The sequence below is a fragment of the Microcystis sp. M109S1 genome (assembly GCF_020247025.1).
In the GTDB taxonomy this organism is placed as follows: Bacteria; Cyanobacteriota; Cyanobacteriia; order Cyanobacteriales; family Microcystaceae; genus Microcystis.
Genome location: NZ_JADBRW010000192.1, coordinates 1 through 11791, shown reverse-complemented (window position 1 = coordinate 11791; position 11791 = coordinate 1). Strand labels below are relative to the sequence as shown.

15 protein-coding genes are annotated in these 11791 nt (G+C 42.3%); 7 read left to right on the top strand and 8 right to left on the bottom strand.

What is annotated here, in order from left to right:
- The first annotated feature begins 100 nt into the window (after positions 1-100).
- The 4 genes from IM322_RS09295 (at position 101) to ccmS (ending at position 3115) form a co-directional block, all read left to right on the top strand.
- Positions 101-700: a 5-formyltetrahydrofolate cyclo-ligase gene (locus IM322_RS09295; protein ID WP_287672399.1), complete on the top strand. Its 600-nt coding sequence runs from the start codon at positions 101-103 to the stop codon at positions 698-700.
- A 146-nt stretch (positions 701-846) separates the two neighbouring features.
- Positions 847-1164 (top strand): slr1957 family protein, encoded by a 318-nt coding sequence (locus IM322_RS09290; protein ID WP_287672395.1) that lies wholly within the window; start codon positions 847-849, stop codon positions 1162-1164.
- A gap of 228 nt (positions 1165-1392) precedes the next feature.
- On the top strand, positions 1393-2406 hold the full coding sequence (locus IM322_RS09285; protein WP_286826324.1) for an aldo/keto reductase: 1014 nt from the start codon (positions 1393-1395) through the stop codon (positions 2404-2406).
- Between the two features lie 268 nt (positions 2407-2674).
- Positions 2675-3115 carry a beta-carboxysome assembly chaperone CcmS gene (gene ccmS / locus IM322_RS09280; protein ID WP_287672398.1) on the top strand — a complete coding sequence of 147 codons (441 nt, stop codon included), beginning with the start codon at positions 2675-2677 and terminating at the stop codon, positions 3113-3115.
- On the opposite strand, the gene nagA is transcribed toward ccmS, so the two are convergent.
- Positions 3071-4222, bottom strand: coding sequence for an N-acetylglucosamine-6-phosphate deacetylase (gene nagA / locus IM322_RS09275; RefSeq protein ID WP_287672394.1), 1152 nt, complete (start codon positions 4220-4222; stop codon positions 3071-3073). The genes ccmS and nagA overlap by 45 nt on opposite strands.
- A 383-nt stretch (positions 4223-4605) precedes the next feature.
- Between nagA and IM322_RS09270 the strand changes: the two genes are divergently transcribed.
- The 3 genes from IM322_RS09270 to IM322_RS09260 all read left to right on the top strand — a co-directional run bounded on the left by IM322_RS09270 (position 4606) and on the right by IM322_RS09260 (position 6830).
- A complete protein-coding gene (locus tag IM322_RS09270) occupies positions 4606-5400 on the top strand; it encodes a metallophosphoesterase family protein (RefSeq protein WP_287672393.1) in 795 nt (264 codons plus the stop codon).
- Between the two features lie 78 nt (positions 5401-5478).
- Positions 5479-6297, top strand: a complete 819-nt coding sequence (locus tag IM322_RS09265) for a SirB1 family protein (RefSeq protein ID WP_287672392.1) — start codon at positions 5479-5481, stop codon at positions 6295-6297.
- A gap of 68 nt (positions 6298-6365) precedes the next feature.
- Positions 6366-6830: a VOC family protein gene (locus IM322_RS09260; protein ID WP_286826328.1), complete on the top strand. Its 465-nt coding sequence runs from the start codon at positions 6366-6368 to the stop codon at positions 6828-6830.
- Here the strand turns inward: IM322_RS09260 and IM322_RS09255 are convergent.
- From IM322_RS09255 to IM322_RS09225, 7 genes are all read right to left on the bottom strand, one after another.
- A complete protein-coding gene (locus IM322_RS09255) occupies positions 6827-7594 on the bottom strand; it encodes a TspO-related membrane protein (protein ID WP_287672391.1) in 768 nt (255 codons plus the stop codon). The two genes, IM322_RS09260 and IM322_RS09255, sit on opposite strands and share 4 nt — an antisense overlap.
- 3 nt (positions 7595-7597) lie before the next feature.
- Complete coding sequence (gene fabZ, locus IM322_RS09250; protein ID WP_287672390.1) at positions 7598-8077, bottom strand: 3-hydroxyacyl-ACP dehydratase FabZ; 480 nt, start codon at positions 8075-8077, stop codon at positions 7598-7600.
- A 525-nt stretch (positions 8078-8602) separates the two neighbouring features.
- Positions 8603-9742, bottom strand: a complete 1140-nt coding sequence (locus IM322_RS09245; RefSeq protein WP_287672388.1) for a SpoIID/LytB domain-containing protein — start codon at positions 9740-9742, stop codon at positions 8603-8605.
- 299 nt (positions 9743-10041) lie between these two features.
- Positions 10042-10512 carry a Coq4 family protein gene (locus tag IM322_RS09240; RefSeq protein WP_287672397.1) on the bottom strand — a complete coding sequence of 157 codons (471 nt, stop codon included), beginning with the start codon at positions 10510-10512 and terminating at the stop codon, positions 10042-10044.
- A 71-nt stretch (positions 10513-10583) separates the two neighbouring features.
- The gene (locus IM322_RS09235; RefSeq protein WP_287672387.1) at positions 10584-10940 is read right to left on the bottom strand and encodes a type II toxin-antitoxin system PemK/MazF family toxin; all 357 of its coding nucleotides are present in this window, start codon (positions 10938-10940) and stop codon (positions 10584-10586) included.
- Positions 10941-10942: 2 nt separating this feature from the next.
- Positions 10943-11173, bottom strand: a complete 231-nt coding sequence (locus IM322_RS09230) for a hypothetical protein (protein WP_287672396.1) — start codon at positions 11171-11173, stop codon at positions 10943-10945.
- 93 nt (positions 11174-11266) lie between these two features.
- On the bottom strand, positions 11267-11791 hold a 525-nt coding region (locus IM322_RS09225; protein ID WP_502866914.1), incomplete at its 5' end, for a photosynthetic reaction center family protein.

The window sequence follows — 11791 nt, the reverse complement described above, 5'->3', positions numbered from 1 at the left end:
CTTTAAACGGACGTGGAGGAAAGCGTAAGACTTCTGTTAAAGAAGCAGCATCCCGTGAAGCGTCAACCCCATTCAGCGACCATTCTAAAAAGGTGGCGTGGTGAGGAATCGCCGTCCGTTTTACGGCGGCGAGGATGTCAAGGATTCTGCTACCAAAAAAGCCCAATTACGCAAACAACTAATTACCCAAAGACGAGCGCTTCCTAAGCATATTTGGCAAGAAAATAGTCAGCAACTTTGCAAAAATTTACAATCTTTACCTTTATTTCAGCACGCTAAAACCATTCTCGCTTACTTCAGTCATCGTCAAGAGCCGGATTTAAGTTCCTTATTTTGCCAGCACCATCGCTGGGGTTTTTCCCGTTGTGACGGAGATAGCCTGACTTGGCACTGTTGGACTGCCGACGATCCCCTAGAATTAAATCGTTATGGCATCTATGAACCAACAGCGATCGCTCCTCTCATTTTACCTGCCGAAGTGGACTTACTGTTAATTCCCGCCGTCGCTTGCGATCGCCAAGGTTATCGCTTAGGTTACGGGGGAGGTTATTTTGATCGTCTCCTACATTCCCCCGAATGGCAAGCTATCCCCTCGATCGGGATTGTCTTTGACTTTGCCTATCTCGATACCCTTCCCCTCGATATTTGGGACCAAAAATTACAAGGAATCTGTAGCGAGTCAAGAACCGAAATTTTTTAACAATTATTTCCCTATTCCCTTACACCCAATCCCCAGATATATTAAGTTTTATTGAATCCGATCGACGCTTAAGATAGCTTTGCTAGGATGAAGTTCACATCAGGAGATGTTTATAGTAATCACTGGAAAAAGTTAACAGGGAAGCAATGAAACACTTTCACGAACAATGGATTCAAGAATGGTGTCAAGAAAACGGCTGGACAGAGCTATTTCTCGAACGCTACAGTAATTATTGGGCATTCCCTCCCAATGCCGTGATGCCAGAACCAATTCCCACCAAAGTGTTACAAAAAATTAAGCGCCAAAAAGGTCTATCTCCTGCCGAAAAACTTTGGTTAGGAGTGGCGATCGGATTGACTGTAACAGCTTTAATTCTCTGTGTCATCCTCGCTTGTCCTATGCCTATAGTTCTCGCTTTCGCTTTTGATGCTGTCACCGCAGCGCGATTGGAAGTGGAATATTAAGCAGGCAAAAATTGAGCAGCAAAAACCCAAAAAGGGGGAGATTTTTCCGAAAGTCTTCCCCTTTACCGCTTTTTTCTGGACAGGGACGATCGATCTGTCTTGAATCAGTAATCGGTGATCAGTAGTCAGTAGGAGAATAGAATATTAAGTGAGCAGTATTCAATGGCAGTTTTCTGCTGTCTTTTCACTGATTACTGTTTACTGTTTACTGATCACTGAAAAGTCCCCATGTCCGAATCTCGTCGCTTACAGTTTACCCCCGATCTGGAAATTTGTCGTATTTTGAACGGAATGTGGCAAGTTTCAGGATCCCATGGTTCGATCGCACCCCAAAAAGCGATCCCTAGTATGTTTTCCTATCTAGATGCCGGTTTCACCACTTGGGATCTGGCCGATCATTACGGTCCAGCCGAAGATTTTATCGGTGAATTTCGTCGTCAATTAGTCGCCCAAAGGGGCATTGATGCTTTAAATAATCTGCAAGCTTTCACTAAATGGGTTCCCCGTCCGGGTAAAATGACTAAGGAAATAGTCGAAAAAAATATCGCTATTTCCCTACGTCGTATGGATGTGGATAGTCTCGATTTATTGCAGTTTCACTGGTGGGATTATCGCGATAAAAATTATCTAGATGCCTTATATTTTTTAGGAGAATTACAACAGGAAGGCAAAATTAAACACCTGGCCTTGACTAATTTCGACACGGAACATTTAAAAATTATTCTCAGCGCCGGGATTAAAATAGTCTCCAATCAAGTCCAGTTTTCCCTGATCGATCGTCGTCCTCTAGCTAAAATGGCGCAATTTTGCCAGGAACATAACATCTATCTACTCGCCTATGGTACTCTAGCAGGAGGCTTATTAGGGGCAAAATATCTCGGTCATCCTGAACCTAATGCCATGAGTCTCAATACCGCTAGTTTACGGAAATATAAAAACATGATCAATGCTTGGGGAAACTGGCAATTATTCCAAGAATTATTAACCGTTCTTAAAGCGATCGCTGATTCCTATCATGTCACCATTCCTAATGTGGCAGTGCGTTATGTTCTCGAACAAAAAGCCGTAGCTGGAGCAATTATTGGGGTACGTTTGGGTGTTGCTGAACATATCCAAGAAAATGCCCGTATTTTCGATTTTCAATTATCCCCCCAAGACTATCAAAAAATTGATCATGTCTTGCAAAAATCCCAGGATTTATTGCAGTTAATCGGTGATTGCGGTGATGAGTACCGTCGTTAACGAAGGCGGTCGGCGGTCGGCAGGGGCAGGAGTCCGTTTTTGTAACGGGGATTTATGCCCCGCTCCCAAAACTTTTCGCCTTAAGGTGAGGTTTTAGTCCCGATTTTTTCGATAAGTAGGTAGGTGTTAAAAATTGTCAGCTTCCCCCCCTTATCAAGGACTGATAACTGATAACTGATCAGTGATCACTGATAACTGATAACTGATAACTGATAACTGATAACTGATAACTGATAACTGATAACTGATAACTGAAAAGAGGCTAATGATGAGATTTGAACAACCAATCCCCGATGATCCCGCTAATCAATGGCGCTATCAATTAGATCAATTCGTGCAGGAAAATCAACAGGAATTAGCCGGTTTAATGTGGGGTTTACTCTCGGAATGGGGAGAAGATGCCCAAGAAACCCTGGGCATCGATCTTAAACCCCAGCCCCATTTTGTCTGTTGTTCTAAGGAAGCTCTAGAGAAATTAAATCGCCAGGTTAATCGCAAAATTCAAGAGATGCTTGGGATTATTTATCGCTATAATCCCAGGGAAGAAGTGGCTATAGTCGCTATCGGTGATGGTCAGGTAAAATTGATTTATTTTCAACCCGATCTTTCCCCTCCTGAATGTTTTGATAGCCTCGAAGTGGCTCTCGATACCCTCATTCAACAGTTAGAGTCCAAAATGCTGGCGGAAATCCAATCTTTCCCAATTTGATGCCGATTGCCAACGCAAAAAGTTGGCAGGTTGTCCCACCGATAAACCCGCTAATCCGATCGCTTTTCTGGGGGATTCTGTCCCTAGAAGAATTGCTGTTTCTAAATCACATATTCCCCAGTTAACTAAATTGGCTACTCCTTGTAATAAGGGTAAAGTTGTTCCCGCTAAAGTACCGTCAAAAAGTCTTGCTGTTCCCTGTTTAACTTCAATTTCTCTCTCGTCCCAAGGATAGACACCATCCCCTAAACCGATCGGTGCTAAAGCATCACTAACTAAGAAAATTCCTCGATGATAATTACTGGCTTTTAGTAATAATTCTATCATGGTTGCATGGATGTGTTGACCATCGGCAATTAACCCACAATACACATCGCGATTGATAATTGCTTCCCCTAATAACCCCGGTTGACGATGGTGTAAAGGAGGCATGGCATTAAAGGCATGAGTAACCATTTTTGCCCCCTGTAAAAAGGCTTTTTTGGCTATTTCTTGACTCGCTTGCGAATGTCCTAAACTGACGGTAATCCCTCGATCGCTTAGGTATTTAATCACCGTACCGCTACTATCTAATTCTGGGGCTAGGGTGATAATTTTTACGATCGATAAGTAGTCCCCAAAGATTTTATCTACTGTTTCTATACTTGGGTTTAAAAGATATTGGGCCGGATGCGCCCCCCTTTTTTCATAGTTTAAAAATGGACCCTCTAAATGTACTCCTAAAACCTGCGCGCTCGCTCGATTTTCCTGTTTCTGTTTCTCGATATATTTGGCAATTACTGAGAGGGATTTTTGAAATTTCTCCACAGACGTGGTGACTAGGGTGGGAAGATAACCATCAATTCCTTGATTCCCCAGATAATCGCTAATCTTATCTAATTTTTCTAGATCTGTTATTTCTAAGTCAGGAAATGCTAATCCTAATCCTCCGTTGATCTGTAAATCTACTCCTCCTAACGATAGCCAATCCCCTTCCATATCGATAATCTTTTCCCCTCTTATCCTTCCCCCCATCTCCCTTATCCTCTCAATCTTTCCCGCAGCATTTATCTCTATTTGTTGTCGATCCTGATGGGCGGGAATTCTAGCGTTAATTAGGGTTATCATAGAAGCAGAAAACTAATTTTTTTTGATTATAATCTCAAAAAAAAACTTTTTTTTTGATCATGCTTGACAAGTGTGCATTTTTTTGAGATACTTTTTTATATAATGGGAATCTTTGCGTTTAAATGTATACGCTTACATCCGATTGTATAAAAATCATCATAAAAAAATGATACCATAACCTGACCGCTCCTTGTCCAGAGATTGCAAAAATACTTTACAAAACAATCACATCCCCTTTCTGCCGCAGTTCCGGCGTTCCCCAAAACCAGTGACTGTCAGAGGGAAAGCTTTGTCCTATAATAAAATTAAGACCTTATAAAAACTCCTTTTTTAGCAATAAAAGAGTAGCAATGTCAGTATAGTCAGCGATTAGAGAGGGGTGTGTGTTGTTTAGAAAAATAGGGAAACAGACTCAAGAACCGCGTCGTATTATTATCGGAGATGTGCATGGCAGTTTTCAGACACTTTTGCGACTATTAAACCGAGTTGCTCCTGATAGTGAGGATGAGGTTTATTTTCTGGGAGATTTAATCGATCGAGGACAGCAGAGCTTGGAAGTGGTGGATTTTGTCATCAAAAATAACTACCAATGTCTTCTAGGAAATCATGAATATATGCTCTTAAAAGCTCTGACGGGAAAAGAAGTTCCTGAAAGATGGTTCAACGGCTGGATCGAGAGTGGTGGGGCGGCGACACTACTAAGTTATAATAACAATATACCCGCCGAGCATATCAATTGGTTCCAATCCCTACCCGCTTATTTAGACCTAGGAGATATTTGGTTAGTTCATGCGGGAGTACACCCAGAATATCCCCTTGAACAGCAAACAAACGAGCAGTTTTGTTGGATTAGAAATGAATTTCATACCATGACCCAACCCTATTTCAAGGATAAACTAATTATCACAGGTCATACTTTAACCTTTACCTTTCCCGATGTCAAACCGGGACAACTAGCTCGCGGCAGCGGTTGGCTAGACATTGAAACTGGGGTTTATCATCCTCAAAGTGGTTGGTTAACTGCTTTAGATTGGACAAATCAATTAGTTTATCAAGTGCAGTCTCAAAATAAAAATTGTCGCACGCTCCCTTTAGAAAAAGCCGTGGTTAATCTAGACATTGACAAGATTTCTCGCTACTCTTCCCAGCAAAGCTTATCTAAATCGCTGAATATTTAATGGTGATCGGAAAAGAGAAGCGATAAAATCGGAAGGATCGGTTAAAATAGTTGATAATCTGATTAATACTCTTTGCTAATGACCCTTGCACTCTTATACCAAGCCTTCATCCAAACAATTCAACATCCTGACCCTGAGATAAATCTAGCTCGGGCAGCCCTACAAATAGCCAATTTTGAATATCCGCGCCTCAATATTGATCACTATTTAAATAGAATAAATTTAATGGCTGAGGAGGTAAAAAAACGTTTACCCGATAGATTATATCCTTTAAAAATAGTCAAGATTATCAATCAATATTTGTTTGAAGATTTACAATTTACTGGTAATACCCAAGAATACTATGACCCCCGCAATAGCTACTTAAATGACGTAATTGATCGCCGCACAGGTATTCCGCTCACTCTCTCGATCATCTATTTAGAGATTGCCAAACAGATCGATTTTCCCATGGTAGGAATTGGTATGCCGGGTCATTTTATTATCCGTCCCGATTTCGAGGAAGTGGAAATTTTTGTCGATCCCTTTCACGGTGGTGAAATCTTATTTAAACAGGACTGTCAAGAAAGATTAAGTCAAGTTTATCAACAGCCAGTTAAATTAGAAGAACATTTTCTCAATATTGCTACCAATCAGCAAATTTTATTACGTTTGTTGACTAATTTAAAATATATTTACCTGAATCGTCAACAATGGTCTCAGACAATTCGGACAATAGAGCTGCTACTTTTGCTCATTCCTAATCATCCCCTAGAGCTGCGCGATCGAGGTTTAGTTTACTATCAAATTGGACAATTCAGCCGAGCGCAACAGGATTTAGGCTTCTATCTCGCTCTCCTACCCAACGCTCAAGATGCGGAATCCATTCGGCAATTATTGCAAAAAATTAACTCTTAAGTCGACTGATTACTGATTACTGTTCACTGAAAAATCCCCCAACCCTTTACTGATAAATGATAACTAAGATGACTATTAGTCCTTCTGTCACCACGAAAAAACTCAAAATTGGTCAACTGCGAAAAGTCCATCATATCGCTTTCAACGTCAAAGATATGGAGGCTTCTCGTCATTTTTATGGGGAAATTTTAGGCTTAGAGGAATTAGTGGGGGAAAAAATTCCCAGTACCTTAAAAGAATTAGTTGCCCAGGGAAAAGTGGCCAATTTTATCACCCCCGATGGTACAGTAATTGACCTATTTTGGGAACCAGATTTAAACCCCCCCGACGACAATGCCGAAATCGCTTTTACCCGTGCCAACCATTTAGCCTTCGATATTGCTCCCGAATGCTTCGATTTTGCCCTAGAAGTGCTACAAAGTCAGGGAATTACTATTGCTAGTGGACCCGTGACCCGTCCGACTGGGAGGGGGGTTTACTTCTACGATCCCGATGGCTTTATCGTCGAAATTCGCTGTGATCCCGCATCTTAACGACTCAGAGGACGAAAACTGCGACTAAAAACCAGAAAAGTTAGGATAATCGCTAATGTAATCGCCGTTATCGCAATTAGAGGCAGAGAGACCTGTTTAACAGCGATCGCCAAGAAAGCCCAGATAAACACCCCGATAAAAGCCCGATCTTTTCGGTTTAAACCGACTAAAATCGCGATCATTGCCCCGATAACCATGATTATCATCGTCCAGATACTAGGAGCAATTCCCCAACCGTTCCAGTTGGTCCAATCTAGCACCGAAGCGACGTTGACAATCGTGGCTACGGTAATCCAAGCGAAATAGATACTAATAGGAGCATTAACTAATAAACGCTGTTTACGATTGACAATAAAGCGATTAATTTCTAAGCGGAGATAAAGCCGGATGAGAGGAATTAAAATGCCTAGCATTGCCAGTAAAGACAGGATAAAAAAACGGGATTGAAAGAGAATTACCCAGAGAATCTGACAAGCACTAGCGATGGCTAATTCGTAGCCTAACCGACGCAAACGCGGTTCAGTTTTATTGAAAGCCAAAGCTTGGTAAATTCCCAGACTAATTAAACCCAGATAGATTAATCCCCAGATAGCAAAAGCATAATTAGCGGGAATAATTAAGACATCTTGAAAAACTGTATTCGAGATAGCCCCGATATTTTCGCCGTTGAGAGGGAAAATATTAGCGAAAATATTGGTGATAAAAGCCCCTAGAATAGCAAATAAATTTAGTTCTTGTCGGAGACGATCTCGATCAAAATTCATAGGTCAATCAAAGATGGAAAACATCATTTCGCCCTGAGCGGCCAATTGCCCATCGACTCTTGCTTCCCCTTGCATTTTAGCAATTTTATTCATCTTGAAGGATAATAATTCCACCGTCATGATTAATTGATCCCCTGGCACCACAGGACGACGAAAACGGGTTTTATCAATGCCAGCGAAGGCAAAAAATTTTCCTTTCATCCTGGGTAATTGGGTCAAAATCACTCCCCCCACTTGGGCCATGGATTCAACAATTAACACCCCCGGCATCAAGGGACGATTGGGAATATGACCGGGAAAAAAAGGCTCGTTGATCGTGACATTTTTTAGGCCAACGGCCTTTTGACCGGGTACATAGTCAATAATACGATCAACTAGGGCAAAGGGATAACGATGGGGCAGTAGTTGGCGAATTTCCTCGACGGTAAAGGTAGTTTTTATGACTGGTTCCAACTCGGTTAAGGCTTCGGTAACGATGGTCATGCAAGTCAAAAATTACAAGTGAGATCAGACATTATCTCATAATCAGTTATCAGTTATCAGTTATCAGTTATCAGTGATCACTGATCAAATGAACGTAGGTTGGGTTGAAGCATGAAACCCAACGCCCGCTCATGTTACGCTACCGCTAACCCATCCTACAAATAATTGTGCCTCCCTACTTAGGGTCTGCTGAAAAAGTTTATTGGTGGGGTTAGGAGTCGGTCGTCAGGAGTCGGTCGTCAGGAGTCGGGAGGGGAAGTCAGAATAACAGAATGACCTCGCACGTCTGGAAGCGGAACCCTTCGAGATCGAAGATCGAAAGTGCAAGGGTTTTGAGTCCCTCGGATCGATTTCTCAACGTTTGTTTCTGGCACTTTTTTGGCTAAAAAAGTGCCAGAACCGTTTTCTAGTAAGGCTTTCAGTAATTTTCAGCAAGCCCTACTTAGCTTAACCAATTAGGTTTTAGATTCGATCCTTGTTATCAGGTTACTGTTTACTGTTCACTGGAAATGGCTGACAGCCTTTTTAGTTGGGCATTTCAGTTAAACGAGCATTTTGATAATAATGGCTGAGAATGCGGTCATAAGTCACCCCTTGGTCAGCGAGGGAAAAAGCGCCCCATTGACTTAAACCGATCCCATGACCGAAACCGCGACCATTAATGGCAAAAGTACCGTTATCAGCTGAAATCGTGAATAGGGTACTACGCAGCTCGAGTATTCGCCGTAATTGGGTATCAGAGATTAATTTAGAGCCTTGATCGCCTACTACACGCATTCTAATCACTCGTCCGTGGGGAGTGGTCCTTTCGGGAGATAGCGATCGCACGCGACCAACACCACCGATTAAACGGCCTAATTCCCTGGCACTAAAGTTTTTTGACCATTGAAATACCGGTGCGACTTGATCGTAATCGATGACACCGCGCAGGTAGGGTAAGGGGGAATTCCAAACATCCTCGACATTTTCCGTATGGCCCCCAGAGGAGGAGTGAAACACCGCTAGAATCGGTTTGCCGTTGAAACTCATAATTTGTCCGGCGGTGGCATTAACCGCCTCCTGGGTGCTAGTAAACTCGCTTTCTAGACCCTTATAAACTTGGGTGCGGGTGGTAGTATCGAGATCGTAGATGCGATTGCCGGAAGTATTCATTTGGTAGAGAGCATAGGTGCGCGCCGCCACGGATTGGGCTTTTAAGGCCTCTTGCGGCCAGGAGGGAATCGCTTCCGCACCGACGACACTATAGAGATATTCCTCTAAATCGACTAAATTTAGGGCTGTCACCCCAGAACCTTGCCGAATGATCCTTGTCCGTCCTCGATACCAGCGATCATTAATCCAGACGTAACCATCATTCCCCGGTTCGATGATCAATTGACTGGCCTGCCAATCGGCCAAACCCACCGCTTTTCCTCTGGGATTAGCATTGAGGGCATTCATGGCGGTCAATTCTCCTAAGACTCTGCCGGCCCCATCTTTCACCACAGCATCGGTGGAACTGCCCACGGAGACGGCACTAACACCTTTACTGATGGCAATGCGTAATTCGACAGCAGCCTGGACTGGGGCGATAATCAAAGCCCAAAAAACTAGGACGAGCCAGCTATGGGCAGGCAGGCGCTGCAGGTAACTACCCAGCAGCCTTGCTGTGTGTTTATTGGTCATGGGGATCGAACTCCTCACACAATCGATCGATAATCAATTTTACCCAGACTGGGACTTTTTTGCTACTCCAGTTCGGAAAAATTTTTCCCCTGTCACTTTTTCCCGATTGTCTGAAAATTTTTCTGTCCTCTGACCCCTGCTAAACTGGAATCGAGCCTCCTGAATCGGCAAATGACCGTGTTTTATCCCATTAATCGGGATTTATTCTAGTTAGTTAGTCTAGAGTTTTTCTCGATCAAATTGCCCAAGTTGAGTTTGAGAAAAACAGCAATCTCTGGCAGCTAATTAGTCGGGCAAAATTAATTTTCTAGGTTCGAGTGGACAATCGCCAATTCTTGCCGCCAAACTAGCAGGGATTTCTCCCAAGCTAGTTCCCATTTTTGCGCTAAAAAAGGTCGAGTATTTTTGCCCAAATTATAGGCGATGACAATCTCTTCCCAGAGAGAGGCTAAGGAAAGTGGGGAAGAAAATAAAGCTCCGAATAATCCCCCTAAAAGTAGGACAATAGTTAGAGGGCGACGAGTTTGACTTAATTCAAAAGCTTTCAGTTGCAATTCTCCCATCGCATCGACACCAAAACCCGTTACTATATGCCAGATATCGTGAGTTTGCCGTAGGCGAAGCAGCAGATAATCTGTGTCGGAATTGACCTGAATAAACCGATAAAAATTAGGATCAAAATTGAGACCAATTAGGTGAGTAGCATAATGATAACTCAGGGAATCTTCTGAGAGTTTTAGCAGGGTTTCTAAACAGAGACTAGCGGCCAGATATCTTTGGACAATTATTTGGGCGGTAGCTCGATCGCTTTTTTTATAATTTTATATTTTATAACCCCCTATTATTCGAGTTCTTGAGGTTCAATAACTAACTTAATTCCTTCAATAATTGCTTTAATTTTTTCTTGAGAAAGTCTTCCGATAGACTCCGTTAAAAGACGCTTATCAACCGTGAAAACCTGTGAAACATTAACAACACTGGATTCAGGTAAATTCCCTTCACCCTCATTCAATAAAACATTACCAATAGCTTTTGCTCGTCTCAAATTGGTTGTTAATGCACACACAATAACCGTCCCAATTTGTGACTGATTCAGAGCATCATTTTGCACCACAACACAAGGACGAAGATAAGCAGGTTCAGAACCTTGTGGTTCTCCTAAATCAATCCAATAAATCTCTCCTTGAAAAATCGTCATATTTATTCAGATAAGTGACGTTGATGATGTCGTATTTTTTTTAACATTAGAGTTTCTGATTCGTCTAAACCATCACTATAAGCTTCATTCCAACTATCCATTAATGCTTGTTTAGTTGTTTTTTGATTATTCAATCCTAATTGTTGATGTAACTGCTCCAATAACCATTGTTTATCTTCCACAGAAAAATTTCGTAACTTTTGTTCAAGTTCAATAATTTGAGGTGATAGCATAAAATCTGCATCCATTTAACATCGAGCTATATCATAATTCTAACAACAAAAAAGCACCCCCTCGCGGGAGTGCCTTTTCGTTCAGACTAGGAATTAACCATTGATAGAAGGAGCAATCAGAGCCACAGGAGCCTGTTGGCCACTAGCTAAGTCTAAGGGGAAGTTATGTGCATTACGCTCGTGCATTACTTCCATACCGATACCAGCGCGGTTCAACACATCGGCCCAAGTACCAATTACACGACCTTGAGAATCGAGAATCGACTGGTTGAAGTTGAAACCGTTGAGGTTAAACGCCATGGTGCTAACACCCATTGCCGTAAACCAGATACCGATTACCGGCCATGCACCCAAGAAGAAGTGCAGAGAACGGCTGTTATTGAAAGAAGCGTATTGGAAGATTAAACGTCCGAAGTAACCGTGAGCGGCAACGATGTTGTAGGTTTCTTCTTCTTGACCGAATTTGTAACCGTAGTTCTGAGATTCGATTTCAGTGGTTTCACGCACTAAAGAAGAAGTTACTAGAGAACCGTGCATCGCGGAGAACAAGGAACCGCCGAACACACCAGCAACACCTAACATATGGAAGGGGTGCATCAGGATGTTATGTTCTGCTTG

Coding starts and splice junctions, on each gene's coding strand:
- IM322_RS09290 (WP_287672395.1), top strand. CDS start 847: ATGAAACACTTTCACGAACAATGGATTCAAGAATGGTGTCAAGAAAAC.
- IM322_RS09285 (WP_286826324.1), top strand. CDS start 1,393: ATGTCCGAATCTCGTCGCTTACAGTTTACCCCCGATCTGGAAATTTGT.
- ccmS (WP_287672398.1), top strand. CDS start 2,675: ATGAGATTTGAACAACCAATCCCCGATGATCCCGCTAATCAATGGCGC.
- nagA (WP_287672394.1), bottom strand. CDS start 4,222: ATGATAACCCTAATTAACGCTAGAATTCCCGCCCATCAGGATCGACAA.
- IM322_RS09265 (WP_287672392.1), top strand. CDS start 5,479: ATGACCCTTGCACTCTTATACCAAGCCTTCATCCAAACAATTCAACAT.
- IM322_RS09260 (WP_286826328.1), top strand. CDS start 6,366: ATGACTATTAGTCCTTCTGTCACCACGAAAAAACTCAAAATTGGTCAA.
- IM322_RS09255 (WP_287672391.1), bottom strand. CDS start 7,594: ATGAATTTTGATCGAGATCGTCTCCGACAAGAACTAAATTTATTTGCT.
- fabZ (WP_287672390.1), bottom strand. CDS start 8,077: ATGACCATCGTTACCGAAGCCTTAACCGAGTTGGAACCAGTCATAAAA.
- IM322_RS09245 (WP_287672388.1), bottom strand. CDS start 9,742: ATGACCAATAAACACACAGCAAGGCTGCTGGGTAGTTACCTGCAGCGC.
- IM322_RS09235 (WP_287672387.1), bottom strand. CDS start 10,940: ATGACGATTTTTCAAGGAGAGATTTATTGGATTGATTTAGGAGAACCA.
- IM322_RS09230 (WP_287672396.1), bottom strand. CDS start 11,173: ATGCTATCACCTCAAATTATTGAACTTGAACAAAAGTTACGAAATTTT.